This window comes from Lactobacillus sp. wkB10 (genome assembly GCF_000760615.1).
Lineage (GTDB): Bacteria > Bacillota > Bacilli > Lactobacillales > Lactobacillaceae > Lactobacillus > Lactobacillus huangpiensis.
Window position 1 is genome coordinate 147,416 of record NZ_JRJB01000003.1, and the last position, 17,965, is coordinate 165,380.

The window sequence follows — 17,965 nt, forward strand, 5'->3', positions numbered from 1 at the left end:
GCACAATGAAAGTTATTTTTACTAAAGATGTTAAAGGCCGTGGCAAACGCGGTGAAGTTAAAAATGTTCCTGATGGTTATGCCCAAAACTTTTTATTTAAGAGGGGATTAGCCAAAGCTGCTACTAAAGCAAATATGCATACTTTGGAAAGAGTTGCTGCTAACGAAAAAGCGACTTATGAAGCTGAAAAAGCTGAAGCTGAAAAAATCAAGACCGAACTAGATAAGGATGAAACAGTAGTTAACTTTAAATCTAAAGCCGGTTCAGATTCTAGATTATTTGGCTCGATTTCTGGTAAAAAAATTGTCGAGGGCTTAGAAAAGCAATTTGGTATTAAGATTGATAAACGCAAATTAAATCTGCCTGAACCAATTAAATCGTTGGGCTACACCAATGTACCAGTTAAGTTATTTAAGGGCGTAGAAGGCAAAATCCGCGTCCATGTTACTGAACAGGATTAGCCTTTAGTTGAATTCTGAAAAAAGTGGGCGTGATTAATGGATAATATTGTCTCACAGCAGATACCGCATGACGATGAAGCAGAAAAAGCGGTTCTGGGCGCAATTTTTATAGATCCTGCAGCAATAGCTGATGCCAGTGCCGAGGTTCAGCCGGATGATTTTTATAAGAGAGCAAATCAGTTGGTTTTCCAGGCTATGCTTGATTTATCTGACCGTGAGGATGCAATTGATCCGTTAACGCTGCAGGATGAACTGACTAAAAAAAACCAGCTTGATGATATTGGCGGCATTGCTTATGTTTCTGAGCTGGCCATGGCGACTCCGACGGCTGCTCATGTCACTTATTATGCTAAAATTGTACACCGCAAAGCATTATTGCGGCGGCTTATTTCTGCCAGTCAAAAAATTATTACGACTGCAATGCAGGATTCCGATGATGTCACTGACATTTTAGATAACGCCGAAAGCGAAATTATGAATGTCTCATCGGAAAATAATGCGAATGGTTTTCGTAACATCAAGGATATTGTTAATTCCACGATTGATGAAATTAACAATATTCCTGAAGATGGCAATATGGTTACCGGTTTGCCTACCGGTTTTGTCGAACTGGATAAAATGACTACGGGTTTTCATGATGATGAGCTGGTAATTGTGGCTGCTCGTCCCGGAGTGGGAAAGACTTCCTTTGCGCTTAATGTTGCCCAGTATGTTGGTTTGCATACTGATAAAACTGTGGCAATGTTTTCCTTGGAAATGAGCGGAGAACAATTAGTGCAAAGAATGCTGGCTTCAGAAGGTTTAATTAATTCGCAGCACTTGCGGACTGGCCAACTGGACGAAGATGAGTGGCCTAAGCTGGTTGCGGCATCGGGTTCTTTAGCAACAGCTAATATTTATATTGATGACACTCCGGGTATTAAGATGAGTGAAATCAGGGCGCAATCTCGCCGCCTAGCTAAAGAAAAAGGCAATTTAGGCTTAATTGTCATTGATTACTTGCAGTTGATTGAAGGTCCGCACAGTGAATCACGGCAACAGGAAGTTTCTGCTATTTCACGGCAATTGAAGAAACTGGCTAAAGAACTTCATGTGCCGGTTATTGCCTTATCGCAATTATCACGTTCAGTTGAACAGAGACAGGATAAAAGACCAGTCTTATCAGATATTCGTGAGTCAGGTTCAATTGAGCAGGATGCCGATATTGTCTCCTTTCTTTACCGTGATGATTATTACCGAGATGAAGAAGAGGGAGAAGAGAATAAAGAGGTATCTGCTGAAGATGATAACGGTGAAGTGGAAGTTATCATTGAAAAGAACCGTTCTGGTAGCAGGGGGACAGTGAAATTAATGTTTTCTAAACCCTATAATCGCTTTTCGAACCTCGATTATAGTCATGATCAACCTAACGAATAGGAATTAATAAAAGCCACAGTGTTTTAAAGAAAAACACTATGGCTTTTTGATTTATACTATATTTTAACAAAAAATAAGTCGTTTTTAATGACAATATTTCTACTAAATTGTACTATTAAGGTGTGAATAGAAAAATTTCGCTAATTTTTTGGGAAAGGACCGATTAAAATGGCTGGTAAAGGTTTTAAAGACAAAGTAGCTGGTAAAGCTAAAGAAGTCAAAGGCAAAGTTCAACAAGCTGCCGGTGATGTCAAAGACAAAGCTCAAGAAGCTACTGAAAACGTCAAAGACAAAGTTGATGACGTTAAGGATAAAATGAATAAATAATTATTTAATTAGTTAAAAAGAGGTTGGAAAACTAAATGTTTTCTCAGCCTCTTTTTTGGGTTACACATGAAACAATTTACCGTAATTTACGCTGGATGCTTTTTGGCAACTTAAGATTGGGACGTTCCGGATCGTAAAATTCATAAAAGACTGGAGCCTTATTAGAATCATTACTTTTAGGATAAAGTTCATAGTTGCTGTTCATCAATGGCAGAGTCATATTCTTTTTATATGAATTCCAGATGTTGCTTAGTACCTGTGTCAGCAATTTTCTTTCTTCGGATTCCAGGGATAAAAAGGCGCGGCCAAAGCGATAAGTTCCTACTATTTTATTACTGGTTAGCTGGTGTAATTCATCAATATCGTAATTTTCAAATGCCTCGAAAAGATCAGAAAAAGCATCGCTTCTTTCTTGATCAGGGATTGAATTATTAAAATTAATAAGAGCATGTCTGATAACACGACTGCCTGACGATAACCCGTCAGCCAGGGTAAAACTGTCGCGCCCTACTGACCAGCGGCGCGGATCATGTTGGTTGCGCATAGGCACAGTACTTTTAACAACCAATACTTGTTCAGGATGATCCAGCATTGCACCAAAGATTGAGCCTTGAGGGATGTAGGTTTTCATTTTCGGCATAGAAGCAGTAAAGCCACTGCTCGTATACACTTTATGGAAAAAGCCCGGCCCGTCAAAGCTAATCGCTTTTATTACCCGTTTTTGTATTTCAGGGCTAACTGCACTTAAAGCAAATTGAGCAAAATTGCCTCCTTTTGAATGACCTAAGAGATAAATTTGCTGTTCACTAAATTTATGTGCAATTTCAGTAAGATATTTAGCGGCCACTTCTTGACCATAAATTTCCGGTAAATAATTCATGCCCATATCTTCATTTAGACCGATCATGGTGCCGTCGGTTCCCCGAAAGACAATGGCTATGGTATTTGAATCAATAAAAAAGGTGACAGCAGTAAATTGCAAGGGATGCGGTTCTTTTTCCAGCCTATCAGTCCAATCCAGAATTTTAATGTTGCCGATTCTAGGACTTTCTGGTAATAACATAACCTCGGTTGCAGTTTCGGCATACATTTGATGTTGAAAAGAGGGCAGCTTATACAGTTTTTCAGCTACTTCTCCTAAAGTATGACCAGTGGCAGAACTATCAGCTGGCAAATAAACAATTGATGACAATAGCGAAGCATCTACACTGTTGAATGGTTTTTCTGAGAAGCTTAAGTCACCACGCCAGCGTAAATAATCAAGTGGTCCAGCCATATAAATTCTCCTTTCACAAAAAAGTTTATATCAATATTGTAGTGAGTTTGCTCAATTAAGATAAAAATTATGCAAAAAAAACAATAGAATTAACTATTGCTTAAAAAGTAATTTGCTCTATTTATCTATACTGGCATAACTGATGCGCTTGATGTCAGGATACTTGCGCAGAGCCATAATAATATCATTTTCATCAATATTATTGTTAATAATACCATCTACAAAAAAGATGATTCTTTCGTCGCTGACAAAAAGTATTTTTACGGAAACATTTTCAACATGATTTGTTTCAAGCTCCTGCTCAATTATGTGCAGGATATCAGGCTTATTAACGGCTTCTATCTGAATGTTGAACCTGATATGCATGATGATTTTATCAATTATGGCATCATCGTGAAACATCATCTGGATAACAAAGAGCAAGGCAGTTGCTAAAATACCAATAAAGTATAAACCAGAACCAATCGCCATCCCGATAGCAGCTGTTGCCCAGATACCTGCAGCAGTTGTCAAACCGGAAATCTGTTGCTTTTTAATTAAAATTGTACCGGCACCAATAAATGAAATACCTGAAACTATTTGCGCAGCAATTCTGGAAGGGTCCAAAGCAACGTCTGACATTTTTAATAAGTCGCCAAAACCATACTTTGAAACTATCATAAATAGCGCGGAAGAAAAGGCAACTACAATATGTGTCCGCACTCCGGCACTTTTTCTTTGAATCGCACGTTCATAACCGATCAATGCACCGCACAAAGAAGCTACTACAATTCTCAATAGCCATGGGAGTTCTGCGTTAATCGATGCTAAATTTGCCATTACATCCACTCCATTTCTAAATCTATTCTTATATTATACTCTTAAAAAAGCGCGCCAAATGACAGTTATGACAAAAACTGGGAAAAAGTCAAAAAATGCTTGCGTAAACTTTTAGAATATGTTTTAATTAATATCGTTGTCGATATATGACAATGCTGACTTAGCTCAGTTGGCAGAGCACGTCATTAGTAATGATGAGGTCGGAGGTTCGAATCCTCTAGTCAGCACTAAGAAAACAATCGAAAGATTTCTAAGTCTGTTATCCAGGTTCAAAAGAATTTGAGAGAGCGGGCTTTTTTGTTATTTTTGCATAGTTTGTTAACTTTTAAAAACACTTATGAATATTTAGGTCAGCCACAAGATTTGCCACACAAGATGAAAATTTGAAATTTTGTGTGGTAATCTCTGAATACAAACGTCATAAAGGTTGATATGACTGCTTTTCTTGAAGTAGATCTATGTGGCAAAGTAAAGTAAAAAGCATAAATATCGTTCATGCATAAGTAACTACAAGCTTAAAAATACTTAGTTACTAAATGTATTTGTTATGTCATTTCCTTCCATATCGTAAATTTTTACATTTTTAATGTCTAAAATTTTTTCTAAAGGATCTACTAATTCTAAACCATTTTTAGTAACAATGCTGTTGGTTAATTCACTGTAAGAATAGATATTGCGATAGATTTAATTGATTATGGCTTTTCAGTTAATGGAATAAGTGATGGTCTAGCAAAAAAGAACTGATTTTTTTGAATAAGCAAGGAAACATAATAGGTTCAGAGCATTATAAGATTATTGGTAGCACTGAAAAAGCACAGACAATTTATGTTGGTAGTAGGAGAAGTGAGGCTTTCTTACGAATTTGTAATAAGAAGATTGAACAAGCACGATCAGACGGGCTATATCGAGCTGTTTCAATTGAATGTAAAGACTGGATAAGAATTGAAGCAGAATTTAAACATCGTCTGGCTAAGGAAATAGGTAAATTAATTGCTTTGATGGAAACAGATGATATTTACCCAAGTCTATTAAGCTGTGTATTAGACCGGTGGTCGTTAGTTAAGAATAGGGAGAAATAATGATAGATAAGGGATTGCTTTATTCTTCAGAATGGGTAGTTTTGCATGAATTAGCTAAGAGAAAAGGATTAAGCAATCTTGAACGTATTCAAACTGATGCCTCGTTGAATAAAAAAGTTAACTGGTTTCTATTCAATGGAGTAACTGGAGTATTAATGCTAATTAAGGAAATATATGGTTCAACTGACTTAAAAGAATTTTATATGTTTCTTGATTATTTTATGAAAGATGTTGATAAACCAGGACATTATCAGTATTCAGATAAGATAAAAAGTGATATTAAAACAGTCAAGAGCGCTGTTTAAGAAAGTGATTTTAAAAAATATTTGGAGCAGCTAAAACAAGAATTGATTAAATTGGATTCGGGAAAATGGGGTAGAAAGTAATGTTCGGGACACAATTTTTGAATGCGCGGCAAATAGCGCAAAAGTTAGGAATCAGTTATACGTATTTTTTTAAGGTGCTAAAAAGGGGTGGAAACTGTCCCCTACCATCAACTAGGAAATGATGGGCGAAAATATTATGTTCTAGAAGAAGTCGAGCATTGGCTACTTGAAAGTACTCAAAAGTAATATTAAGTGTGGCAAATAAGTTGTTACACCTTTTCTGAAGGAAATAAAAATGTCAATTACAAAAAACACATCGGGGAAAAATGAAGGTAAGTACCGCGTACGAATACAATCGACTGACAGTGAGACTGGTAAGACAATGTCAATTCCAATTAGAGTGACTCAAACAGCTAGTAGGAGCGAAGCTAAGACGCTTGAACAAAAAATGTGGGTAGATTACCGCAAAAGACAAAATTTGGCAGACGATGTTTTAAATCAACCACTTACTAAGGCTTTAAATAATTATGTTGAAGAAGAATATAATTCTAGACGCTGGTCATCAATTACAACTTACAATAATTGGAAATATACCGTTAAATTAGTTTCACAATATTTTGGTAAAAAGAAAATACGTAATGTAAAAGAAAAAGACATACGTGATTTTGCAAGGGAGTACGTTAGAATACATAAAACAACGGTAGCTCCACATAGTACGATTGCACGATAATTACAAAATTTACGAGTATTTTTCTTCGCACTACAAGATTATGGCTTAACTACAAATCAAGTGCCAATTGAAGTACTATCTAAATTTTTTAGACGTGATGAAATGGAGCTACCTGTTAAGAAGTACATATTTACTAACGACGAAATTACTAGATTAAAAATAGAAATTTACCGACAACTAAAAAATAGTAGTGTCAGTCATTGGACTACTAAAATTGCTATTTTGATTGCACTGGAAACGGGAACGCGACCGCAAGAAATTCAAGGTTTAAAATGGTCTAATTTAGAGGCGGACGGTAAGTATCAAGCCTTTAATATAAATAATTCATGGAATGAAAAAGAAAAGCAATTTAACGGACATTTGAAGAGTAGACGTAAAGGTGTATTTAGATTAACCCTTCCCCTACCTGAACCACTTTTCAGTTATTGGATAAGTTTTATCACTGTCAGAATAAGTTTATCTATGAACATGATTTGACTAATAAAATGAATAGATCACTTTGAATATTAAAGATTATCGGCTATGTGCTTTTGGCTATCCAGTTGTGCAACATGGTATGAATGATATGTTAAAAAAATCATGTAATAAAGTTGGAATAAATAACGGTAGGTTAAGTATTAGTATGTATACGTGTCGGCATACGGAAGCAACAAAATTAGGTAATACTCCGGGTATGAGTTATCCATGGGCAGCAAGTCGTATGGGGCATACAGTAAAAATGTTTATGAAAACGTATGTCCATGTAGATGAGGATCGGAATGTGGAAATGTCGGAGTTAGTGATAGATAATATCAGCGTGAAATCTTGAAATAATGAATAAATTTATCATTGTGTTTATAATTGTTTTTTTATATAATACCTTTGCATTTTATGTTATGTAAAGGTAGTTAATTAAATGAAAAAGATAAAAGTTTATTTAATAATAGTTTTATCTGTATTTTTATTAGGAATGCAAACCCTATCTATGTCGACAAAGACCTAAAGTATTACTCCTGCAAGTAATTATAGATTTAATTCAAAAGAATCAACTTACCTAATCGACAAACAATCTAAATACTATAAGACTGTTTGGAAAAAAGCAATATCGGCTTGGAATAAAGTGGGTTTTAGTTGGAAAAATTCCAGTAGCTCGAAAATTTATTTGATGTCACTTACTATGAAGCAAGATAAGCGTAAAGTTGACAATAAATCTGATAGAATGACAAAGAATATTGCAGGAACATGTATTATATGGTCGTATAAAGGAACCGATTAAACAAATTAAATTAGAGCATGTTTCATTTGCCTATCCGTTTTCCAAAAATGAAGTCTTGCATGATTTGAATTTTAAAATTAAACAAGGTGAAAAAATCGCCGTAGTGGGTGAAAATGGTTCAGGTAAGTCAACTTTAATAAAACTATTGTTGCGTCTTTATGATCCTAGTAAGGGAAAAATCGAACTTAATGGTAATGATTTACGTGAATTTACGCTTGCAAATTACCGGCAAAATTTATCTGCAACTTTTCAGGACTATTCTAAATTTAAGTTGAGTTTAGCCGACAATGTGGCAGTTTTTCGCCCAGGCGGTAACGCAAGAATTAAAGCTGCGTTGAAGAAGGCAGGTTTAGAAGCATTGCTTAAAGATAAAAAGATCGACTTAAATGCAATTTTAAATAAGGAATTTGCCAATGGTACAGAACTTTCAGGAAGACAGTGGTAAAGAATAGCACTTGCAAGGGACCATGTATACTAATGCTCAAGTAGAGTTCTTAGATGAACCTACTGCGGCTTTGGATGCAAAAAGTGAAAATGAAATTTACCAACATTTTTTGAGAGAAAACGAAGATAAAACAATTATTTTTGTAACACATCGCTTGTCGGCCGTGAAATATGCGGATAAGATTCTCTTTTTACAAAATGGCAGAATTCTGGGCTTTGATACACACGAAAAATTAATCAGGAATAATGCTGATTATCGTAATATGTATAATTTACAAAAAGAGGCTTATGTCTAAATTCGATTTGGTCTAAAAAGTGCATTTTGCTACAATTAAAGTATTTTAGTAAGCAAAGCCGAAATTAAGAGCAGCAACAAACTTTGAAATTAAACTATTTTAAGTAAGTATTTGCTATATATTCTAGAGAAATGGAAGGTGTGACAAGTTTGAATTCTATTAAAAAGTTTTTAGATTGGCTAACAAGTTTATTACTGATTATAGTGGTCGGACTGGTTTTGATCACACTTTTTTCTGCATATTATAGTTTTGGCACTATGATTTTTGGAGTCCATGAGGCAAGCGCAATAAAGGATTTTTGGTTCACAGAAATCATGTTGGGTACAGTTTATGTATCTGTAGTTATGGTCATTGCTATATATACAGCAATAACTCGTTTTTTAAAGAAAAGAAAAAATAATGCTTCTTGTTAAGTAGTATTGATTATAAATATAGCAAGATGAAGACAGGTAGTTCAATTGAACTACCTGCATTTTGTTGTCCAAGAATACTGTGGTTTTGATATAGCCTGCTTTAGTAAATATCAATAGCAGAACTACCAAATGCATTATTGTGTGAAAAATAGGTGAATATGCAAATTACATTTAAACTATAAATATAATGATATTTATAATTATACATTTTAAATGAGCTGTGATTGAAATTGTTATCATTTGCAAATGCTATACGACTAATAATAAGACCGTTATTTGAAAAAGAAAAATCAGTTCACTATTATTTGAACTGATTGATTAGATATTTAAAGAAACTTTGAATTGTTGGTAAGTGTTCAACTCGATTTTATAAGCAACTAAGCTCTAATTTAACCCTGATTTTGTGGATCCTTTGTATTGATCCAATGCAGATTTTAAATCTTTGTCTGTAATTTTGACGTTTTGATCTTTCAAAACTTGGCTGATTACATTTCTCATAACAGTGGAATTTGCGGCCCATTTGGCATAAAGGTTATTTGTTAGTTCTGCTCTATTGTTTTCAAAACGCCCTTTAGCTGGATGGTTAATCATTTTTATTATCTCATAGCCATTAGTAACTTTTACTGGAGTGTTGGTATATTCACCATTTTTAAGCTTGTATGCGGCATTTTTGAAAGTGGAATCCCAATTTTTATTTGCTTGATTAAAAGGTGCTAATTTTCCGCCATTAGTACTGGTAGAACTATCTACAGAATACTTTTTTGCTAAACTTGAAAAACTTTTTCCATTGTCTAATTGATTGATAATTTCTTCAGCTATTGAGTGACTGGTTACTAAAATATGCTGCACAGTAATCTTTGGTTGATATGTTTTCCACTCTGCTTTTAATTCTTTATTTGTGGGTTTTATTTGAGACCTCAATGCAATTTCACTAAGTAGGTTAATTTGAATCATTCTCTTAAAAGATGACTTAGTGTATGAATTTTGTGCTAAAAATTCATCAAATTGTGAGCCATAGCGTTCTTTATAATTATTGTATTCTTGAGTAACTTCTTTAGAATTCAACTTTTCCCCATATTGGGCCTTTAGAGCATCATAAATTAACAAATTAGCTAAGATATTTTTACTTGAAGGAGCTGACTTGAGTTCCTTATAAAACTCTTGTTGCGTAATTTTTTTATCTTTTCCATATTGAGCAACTTCTGTATTATTTGATTTTGAACAGCCTGTTAAGCTTAGTAAGGAAATACCAGTTACAGCAGTTATTAACCCTTTTAATAATTTGTCCATTATATCTCCTCCAATGAAGATTTTTTATTTAATTATTAAAAATATTAAAACAAATTGCAACTTTTTGCTAAATAAAATTATAAAAAATAACTTAAATAATATAAATTTGTTCACAAATATAGATAAAAATTGAATAGTAAAGAAATAAAATAATTAAAAATAACAATTATTAATAAAACGATTGTTATTTTTAATTTCTTACTATATAATATTTAATTAATTGATAATGTTATTAATTTAATCAGACAAACACACTATTATTAATTAGGTTGGGGGACTAGCTATGAAAAGAAATAAGTATGTGGGAGTGCTAGTTTGTGCCGCTGCACTTTCTGTCGTCTCTGTATTTTCTAATGCTGAACAGCACGTTAAAGCTACTGTTGACAGTCAAACAAAAACTGTTGCAAACAGCTCTAAAGCAGCAGAGTCAGCTACAGTGGGCGTAACAAACAAAGCAATTGAAGCACAATTAGCTGCAAAAGGGGTTAATCTTAAGCATTTAACTTCTGACGAAAAGCAAACTGTATATGTTGATGTAATTGTTCAATTGTCTGCTGCACCTGCAGCTACAAATGGTTCAGTAAGCACAAATTCAAGTAGTGCAGAAATTGAACAGGCTACAAAACAAGTAATTGCACAACAGGGTTCAGTTAAAGCAAAAGTAAAAGCAATTACCAACCAAGCAATTGGCAAAAGCTATGGTTATGTAGTTAATGGTTTTGCTACTAAAGTAAAGGTTAAAGATATTCAAAAATTAAGAGCTATTCCAGGTGTTAAATCAGTAACTTTGGCAAAAGTCTACTATGCTAATGACTCTTCAGCTGATGATATGGCTAATGTTTCAGCAGTTTGGAATAATTATAAATACAAAGGTGAAGGCACTGTAGTTTCTATCATCGATACAGGTATTGATCCTAATCATAAGGATTTACGGTTGAGTGATGAATCTAAAGCGAAATTAACAAGAGAAAAGGTTGCTGCCTTCACAAAACAAGCTGGTTATGGGCGCTACTTTACTGAAAAGGTCCCATATGGTCATAACTATTCAGATAACAATGACAATATTACTGATAATAATCCTAGCGAGCAACACGGTATGCATGTTGCAGGTATCGTAGCTGCCAATGGTACTTCAGATTCTGTTAATTCGGTTGTAGGTGTTGCTCCAGAAGCGCAATTATTAGCAATGAAAGCTTTTTCTAATTCAGCTAGTTCTGCTACTACTGATTCTACTAATATCATTGGAGCAATTGATGATTCAGCTAAACTTGGTGCTGATGTTTTGAACATGTCCTTAGGTTCTACTTCTGGTCAGCAAACGGATGATGATCCAGAAATTGTAGCTGTTGACCGTGCTACTAAGACAGGTACTGCCGCTGTAATTTCTGCTGGTAACTCTGGGACCTCAAACTCAAAAGCTGATGGAAACAATAAGGCATATTATGGCAATCCAGATATGGGAACTTTAGGTAGTCCGGGTACTGCCAGAACTGCCACAACGGTTGCATCAGCAGAGAATAATAAAGTTACTACTGATGGTATAACTTTTACTTCATCTGATGGTAAAACTGTAGTAGTAGGTCCAGAAACTACTCAGCTTTCAGGAGGTACTGATCGTTCATTCTTTAATGACAAGCAATTCTACGTTGTTAAAGATAATAATGGACAATTAGGTATAGGTTCTCCAAATCAATACACATCTGATGTTAAGGGTAAAATTGCCATCGTTAAGCGTGGGACTCTTACTTTTACAGATAAACAAAAATTTGCACAGGAAGCAGGGGCTGCGGGTTTAGTCATTGTTAATAATCAAGCTGGTGCATTAACTAACATGCAACTTAATGCTGGGTTCCCTACTGTTGGATTATCAGGGGATGCTGGAAACAAGTTAGTAGAATATATTGATAAACATCCTGATGAAGCATTAAAGGTAAACATTGCTGTGCAGCCATTAGATAATTCAGCGCTTAAGACAGATTTAATGTCTAACTTTACTTCATATGGCCCTGTTTCTAATTTGGCCTTTAAGCCAGATATCTCAGCACCAGGTGGAAATCTTTGGTCAACTCAAAACAATAATGGCTATACTAACATGTCGGGTACTTCTATGGCTTCTCCATTTATTGCTGGTACACAAGCACTTGTAAGTCAAGCAATGAATGATAAAAAGGGTTCTTTCTATGAAATTTATCAAAAGATGAGTCCAGATGAAAGAACAGCATTTATAAAAACTTTGGAAATGAATACTGCAAGTATTCAACCTGATGTTAGTCATGATAATGTGATTGTCTCACCTCGTAGACAAGGTGCTGGGTTCATCAATGCACAAGCTGCTATTCAGGCATTGGCTAAAAATCCTTCAACCGTTGTTGGTAGCAACGGCTATCCGGGTGTTGAACTTAAGAGCTTCACAGATAGAAATCTTAAATTCCAAGTTAAGTTTACCAATAGAACAAATAAGGATTTAACTTATAAGCTAAACAATAATGGTAAAGAATCGGATATTTATACTTCTGCTACTGATAGTAGTTCAGTTTTGTATGACAAGAAAATTGATGATGCTTCAGTTCAAACTGATGATTACGTAGTTGTACCTGCAAATTCAACTAAGGAACTTACTATTACATTAGCACTGCCAACTGATTTTAAAGAAAATCAGTATGTTGAAGGATTCTTGAACTTTAATGGATCAGACGGTTCACAATTACGTTTACCATACATGGGATTCTTTGGCGACTGGGCAAGTTCAGATCTACCTATCTTTGCTAGCTTAAATGATCCAGATGTATTCCAACCTTACAATAATATCTTGGGTACTATTGTAACCGCTGGTAATGACTCTTTTAATGGTAACCCAGGTTTAAGCATTGATGAAAACGGTAATTATGTATTTGATTCTTCAAAATTCGCAATTTCTACTGCAAATAATGTTCAATTCCAATGGTTTAAACCAACTTATTATTTATACAGAAATGCTAATAACGTTAAGGCTCAAATTTTGGATAAAGATGGCAAAGTAATTAATACTTTAGCTTCGTTGAGTAATGCTACTAAGACTTACTATTACGCACAAGCTCAAAGATACACTTACTTTGATGAAGCTCCTGAGTGGGACGGTACATACTTTGACCAACAAGCTAACAAGACAGTTAAAGTGCCTGATGGAACATATACTTACAGAATCTCTGCTACTGTTGATGGAACAAATACAGAACAGCATTACGATATCCCCGTTAAGGTAGATAGTGTTAAACCTGTATTAAAGAACCTCAAGCTAGAATCAAGTACAGAAAAGGATAGTAATGGCCAAGAAAAAACTCGTTACTACTTGTATGCTGAGGCTAAGGATGATCTTAGTGGCTTGAGTGGTGACGCTAATGTTTCTGTAAATGATGTCTTTAGTCAATTAACATACGATCCAACTGCTAAGGCAGATAAGGATGGTTTCCAAAAGATTGAAATCGACTTATCTCCTGAACAGGTAAAAGCTTTACAAGCAGGTACTAATGACTTTGCTGTAGCACTATTTGATAATGCTTCAAATGCAGGAACTGCTTCAGGTGAAAGCAATAAGCCGGGTGAAACCGGCTATGGCTTGGTTCTTAAAGACGGTGGGTTACCAGATAAGATCTCTTCAACAACTGACAACTACGATCCTGACACTAAATCCTTTGTCTTTTCAGGTACTTATTCAAGCAAGGTATATGGTACTTATACTGATAAGTATGGTAAGAGCCACGACTTAGATATCGAAAGTGAAGATGACAAGTCATTTGTTGCTAATCTGCCACTTACTAGGGATGATTACAAGACAACGGTCACCCTCTATGCTGATGCTGACCATAAGACCGTCCTTAAAGAAAAAGAAATTACAGTTAGTCTTATACCAGCTAAGGTTGAAAGCTTAACTGTTGATAAGATTGATACTTACGATGCAAGCAAGGATTCATCAGCTGAATTGGCACAAACCTCTGAAGATACTGTTAAGCTTTCAGGTAAGGTCAGTGCTGATACTAAGTCATTAGTAATTAAGCAAAATGGCGCAAATAACGTATCAGTTGATCTTAGTGCCGATCATACCTTCTCTGTTGAATTACCAGTACACTTTGGTGAAAATGACTTTAATATTGTAGCAACTGACGAAGATGGTAATTCATCCAGTGTTGAGCAAAAGGTTAAGTCTAGTGATCGTGGTAAAACAACTGTAGAGAGCAATGACGTTAGATTCGATGGCGGCATCAAGTGGGGTACCAACAATGTTAGTGCTGATACCAAAAACTATGACCCTAAAACTGGCGAGCTGACTATTACTGGTAAGGTAAAGAGACCAACTACTACTTTGCAAATCGATGGTAAGAACGTCAAGATCAATTCTGATCAGACATTTGAAGTAACTCTAAATGTTGGTACTCACGGTGCTAAGATTGTATCTGCTTTGATTGGTGACTCAACTGTTAGAGAAACTACTCAAGAGAGACTGAGTTTCTATGTAGATGCGGAATCACCTGATTTGGCTCTGGATAATGATGGTCCTGTCTACACTAACAAAGATAAATATACAATTTCTGGTACTGTCACTGATGACTACAACTACTATGAACTATCAATCAATGATAATCACATTGAATCTGCCTGGGGTGATGTAGACTTCCACAGCGAGGAAGGCTTCAAAAAGGACTTTAAGCATGAAGTTGAATTGAAGCAGGGTAAGAATACTTTTAATATTAAAATAACTGATTCTCAAGGTAATGAAACTACTCAAGCTTTAATTGTTTACTATGAACCAGAAAAGGTCTTAGATGAGCCTGATATAAAGCAAACCGTAGCAAAAGATGGCAAGTCTGCTCTCCTTGAAGCTACTACCAAGGAACCTGATGCAACGGTAGTTTATAGTGCTGATGATGGCAAGACTTTCAAGGATGTGCCAGCTGACGGACTCAAAGTCACTGAAAATGGAACTGTTGAATTCAAGACTGTTGATAAATATGGCAATGAATCTGATGTTAAATCTGTAGAGGTCAAGGATCTTAATGAGAAAACCAAACCTAGTGCAGATGACGAGAAATTATCTAATGCAAAAGAAAAGCTTCAGGATAGTGTTGCTGCTGGCGAAAAGAAAGACTTGAGTGGCTATACTGATGATTCTAAGAAGGCTTATGAAGCAGCTTTAGACAAGGCCAAGGAAGTCTTAGCAAGCAAAGATGCTACATTGGAAGATGTCCAAGCTGCAACTGATGTATTAGATAAAGCAGAAAAAGGGTTAACTGCTAAGAGTACTGAATTAACTCCGTCAACTCCATCAACTAATACCACTCCAAGCTCTAATCCTTCTAGTTCACAAGCAAGTGAAAATACAACTGCTTCAGATAAGAACAAGGCTAATGAGGAAAATAAGGATGCCAAAGAAGAGGGTAAATCAACTAAGGTAATGTTCAAGTCCGTTCTTTACACTAAGGACCTTAAGAAAACCTCTAAGACTGCCAAGGCATATAGCTTCCTTAACTTTGTAGTTGAAAATGATAAGCTAAAAGTTTATACATTTAATGGTCAACATTTCTACAAGGTAGTAGATAAGGATGAATATGTTCGTGTAAGAAATGTTACTGGTACCAAGGCTAAGTTGAAGAGAAACTCTTACGTTTATAAGTCTAATGGTAAGAAGACATCACGTATTCTTCTCAAGAAGGGTACTACTGTGACCGTCTATGGTGATCAATATAAGGCTTTAAAGAAATACAAGAAGACAGCTTATAGAATTGGCGAAGGTAAATACATCAAGAGCGTAAACTTTTATAAAGTTGATCTTGCAAAATAGTTGATCCATAACTAGTCTTATCATATAAAACTTATCTAAGAAAATAGTTTCTAGAATTTAAAAGACGATCAAAATTCTCAATTGAGTATTTTGATCGTTTTTTACTTGTTCTTTGTCGTGAAAATTTGCTATGTATCTCATAATTTTTGGCGTTCTATAACACAATGTATTGAGAAAGGCGACTTAACTAAGTTAATAATACTAAACCTCCAAAAAATTTTGTCTTAATTTCGAGATTAAATACTTTTAGCAAGTTGTAGTATCAGTCTTTTGCCTAACCTTTAACAGAGCTAACCGCCTTAAAAGCGGCTGCTTGAAATTCAGAGATACAAGGCCTCTTTTTTCATATCCAACACTATAACATGAATAAATAAAATTGCTATAGAAGGTAGAAGAGCCTTAAGCAATGTAAAAAACAGATATTTTGGTCTAAAAAAGTTGCTAAACAGTCAGTAGCTATAGCTGCAGTTCTTAGAAAGTAATGCCCCAAAAACGAATTAGAAAAAATTAAAATCTCAAACATGCTTAATAGTGAAAATCATTCATTTAAACTCTATATTTTTTGCGAGACATAATTACTAAATTTTTAGATCCTCTTTTGAAACATGTTTCATAAAAAAGTTGACTTTTGGAAACAAAATGATTATATTTATATGTAAGCGATTGCATAATTGCTTTTAAACTAGTAGTAGGAGTGAGGAAAATGTCTGAGAAAAAAGAAAATAATTTTCTTAACGAAAAATTGATTCCTTTTTTTAACAAAATATCTAGTGCCAGACACATGGTAGCATTGCGTGATGGTATGACAGCTGCTGTACCAATGATCATTATTGGTTCAATTTTTATGATTATTGGTCAATTTCCCGTTAAAGGCTATTTGGACTTTATGGCCAGTATTTTCGGCCCAAATTGGTCTAATGTAGTACAGTATATTACCAATGCGTCATTTCATATTATGGGGTTAGTGGCTGTAGCCGGTATTTCATACAGTTTGGCTAGAAGCTATAAAAATATTGATCCATTTTCAGCAATGATTGTAGCGATAGGAGCTTTTATCTTAACAATTCCAATGCAAGTTGGAAAAGATGGCGGATTGCTAATCCCTCTGAATCAATTTGATTCATCAGGGTTATTTACCGCATTGCTAGTTGGGTTATTTGTTACTGACTTGTATGTTTGGTTGATGCATAAAAATTTGGTCTTTAAAATGCCAGATTCTGTCCCGCCAGCCGTGAGCAATTCGTTTGCTGCACTATTTCCGGGAGCAATCTCATTATTTGTAGTTTGGTTAATCAGACTTGGAGTTGAAGCTACCCCAATGAAGAGCATCCCAAATGTAATTACTTTCTTCTTACAAGCACCAATGAGTAAAGTTACCAATACTTTAGGCGGTGCGATCGTAATTGAATTAGTGGTATGTATACTATGGTTCTTTGGTATTCATGGTGCTAACGCAATTTCTGGTGTTATTGATCCAGTATTATATGCTGCATTAAGCGTAAACTACACGGCTTTTAAGGCCAACAAGCCTCTTCCTAATATTATTACCAAAACTTTTTTTGATAATTTTGTCCGAATAGGTGGTTGTGGTGCTACACTCGGTTTTGTTATTTTAATGGTTTTTGTTGCTAAAGACCAGGAAATGAAGGCACTGGGGAAAATTTCAATCGGTCCAGCTATTTTTAACATTAACGAGCCGGTGGTCTTTGGTACACCTATTGTATTAAATTACCGTATCATTATTCCGTTTATCTTAGCGCCAATGGCCAATATTATTGCAACTTACACTGCAATGAAAATGGGCTGGGTAGCTAAAACGATTGGAATATATCCACCTTGGACAACACCGCCAATTTTATCCGGAATTCTTTCCACGGGACATATTTCTGGCGGAGTGATGCAATTGTTTAACATCGTAATGGATACATTGATATATTATGGCTTCTTTAAGAGTATGGATAATGCTAAACTAAAAGCTGAAAAAGAAATGGAGCAGGCAAAGGCTTAAATTAAAAATC

15 protein-coding genes and 1 tRNA gene are annotated in these 17,965 nt (G+C 35.1%); 13 read left to right on the forward strand and 3 right to left on the reverse strand.

From position 1 onward, the window contains the following. The first annotated feature begins 5 nt into the window (after window positions 1-5). From rplI to LACWKB10_RS10105, 3 genes are all read left to right on the forward strand, one after another. Window positions 6-461: a 50S ribosomal protein L9 gene (rplI, locus tag LACWKB10_RS03050; protein ID WP_034978644.1), complete on the forward strand. Its 456-nt coding sequence runs from the start codon at window positions 6-8 to the stop codon at window positions 459-461. A 36-nt stretch (window positions 462-497) separates the two neighbouring features. After that, on the forward strand, window positions 498-1,877 hold the full coding sequence (gene dnaB / locus LACWKB10_RS03055; RefSeq protein WP_034978646.1) for a replicative DNA helicase: 1,380 nt from the start codon (window positions 498-500) through the stop codon (window positions 1,875-1,877). Between the two features lie 168 nt (window positions 1,878-2,045). Next, window positions 2,046-2,204: a CsbD family protein gene (locus tag LACWKB10_RS10105; protein ID WP_141639294.1), complete on the forward strand. Its 159-nt coding sequence runs from the start codon at window positions 2,046-2,048 to the stop codon at window positions 2,202-2,204. Window positions 2,205-2,280: 76 nt separating this feature from the next. Here LACWKB10_RS10105 and LACWKB10_RS03060 read toward each other — a convergent pair whose 3' ends face one another. Further along, complete coding sequence (locus LACWKB10_RS03060; RefSeq protein ID WP_034978648.1) at window positions 2,281-3,480, reverse strand: DUF2974 domain-containing protein; 1,200 nt, start codon at window positions 3,478-3,480, stop codon at window positions 2,281-2,283. Between the two features lie 117 nt (window positions 3,481-3,597). Further along, window positions 3,598-4,299 carry an MgtC/SapB family protein gene (locus LACWKB10_RS03065; RefSeq protein ID WP_034978650.1) on the reverse strand — a complete coding sequence of 234 codons (702 nt, stop codon included), beginning with the start codon at window positions 4,297-4,299 and terminating at the stop codon, window positions 3,598-3,600. A gap of 154 nt (window positions 4,300-4,453) precedes the next feature. Between LACWKB10_RS03065 and LACWKB10_RS03070 the strand changes: the two genes are divergently transcribed. From LACWKB10_RS03070 to LACWKB10_RS03095, 8 genes are all read left to right on the forward strand, one after another. Beyond that, window positions 4,454-4,526 (forward strand) — tRNA-Thr (locus LACWKB10_RS03070). Between the two features lie 522 nt (window positions 4,527-5,048). Beyond that, complete coding sequence (locus LACWKB10_RS03075) at window positions 5,049-5,378, forward strand: replication initiation factor domain-containing protein (protein WP_052060260.1); 330 nt, start codon at window positions 5,049-5,051, stop codon at window positions 5,376-5,378. Further along, window positions 5,378-5,683, forward strand: coding sequence for a hypothetical protein (locus tag LACWKB10_RS03080; protein ID WP_235191489.1), 306 nt, complete (start codon window positions 5,378-5,380; stop codon window positions 5,681-5,683). Before LACWKB10_RS03075 ends, LACWKB10_RS03080 begins: the two co-directional genes overlap by 1 nt. A 316-nt stretch (window positions 5,684-5,999) precedes the next feature. Continuing rightward, the gene (locus LACWKB10_RS10285) at window positions 6,000-6,434 is read left to right on the forward strand and encodes a hypothetical protein (protein WP_235191490.1); all 435 of its coding nucleotides are present in this window, start codon (window positions 6,000-6,002) and stop codon (window positions 6,432-6,434) included. Between the two features lie 102 nt (window positions 6,435-6,536). Next, on the forward strand, window positions 6,537-6,911 hold the full coding sequence (locus LACWKB10_RS10290; RefSeq protein ID WP_235191491.1) for a hypothetical protein: 375 nt from the start codon (window positions 6,537-6,539) through the stop codon (window positions 6,909-6,911). A gap of 734 nt (window positions 6,912-7,645) precedes the next feature. Beyond that, window positions 7,646-8,134, forward strand: a complete 489-nt coding sequence (locus LACWKB10_RS10295) for an ABC transporter ATP-binding protein (protein WP_235191492.1) — start codon at window positions 7,646-7,648, stop codon at window positions 8,132-8,134. A gap of 22 nt (window positions 8,135-8,156) precedes the next feature. Continuing rightward, complete coding sequence (locus LACWKB10_RS10300) at window positions 8,157-8,429, forward strand: ABC transporter ATP-binding protein (RefSeq protein WP_235191493.1); 273 nt, start codon at window positions 8,157-8,159, stop codon at window positions 8,427-8,429. 140 nt (window positions 8,430-8,569) lie between these two features. After that, a complete protein-coding gene (locus LACWKB10_RS03095; protein WP_152560553.1) occupies window positions 8,570-8,842 on the forward strand; it encodes a hypothetical protein in 273 nt (90 codons plus the stop codon). Between the two features lie 384 nt (window positions 8,843-9,226). On the opposite strand, the gene LACWKB10_RS03100 is transcribed toward LACWKB10_RS03095, so the two are convergent. Then, a complete protein-coding gene (locus tag LACWKB10_RS03100; protein ID WP_034978654.1) occupies window positions 9,227-10,132 on the reverse strand; it encodes a peptidylprolyl isomerase PrsA in 906 nt (301 codons plus the stop codon). Between the two features lie 283 nt (window positions 10,133-10,415). Between LACWKB10_RS03100 and LACWKB10_RS03105 the strand changes: the two genes are divergently transcribed. Beyond that, window positions 10,416-15,947: a S8 family serine peptidase gene (locus LACWKB10_RS03105; RefSeq protein ID WP_034978656.1), complete on the forward strand. Its 5,532-nt coding sequence runs from the start codon at window positions 10,416-10,418 to the stop codon at window positions 15,945-15,947. Between the two features lie 703 nt (window positions 15,948-16,650). Beyond that, window positions 16,651-17,955, forward strand: a complete 1,305-nt coding sequence (gene celB / locus LACWKB10_RS03110; RefSeq protein WP_034978658.1) for a PTS cellobiose transporter subunit IIC — start codon at window positions 16,651-16,653, stop codon at window positions 17,953-17,955. Window positions 17,956-17,965: the final 10 nt, after the last annotated feature.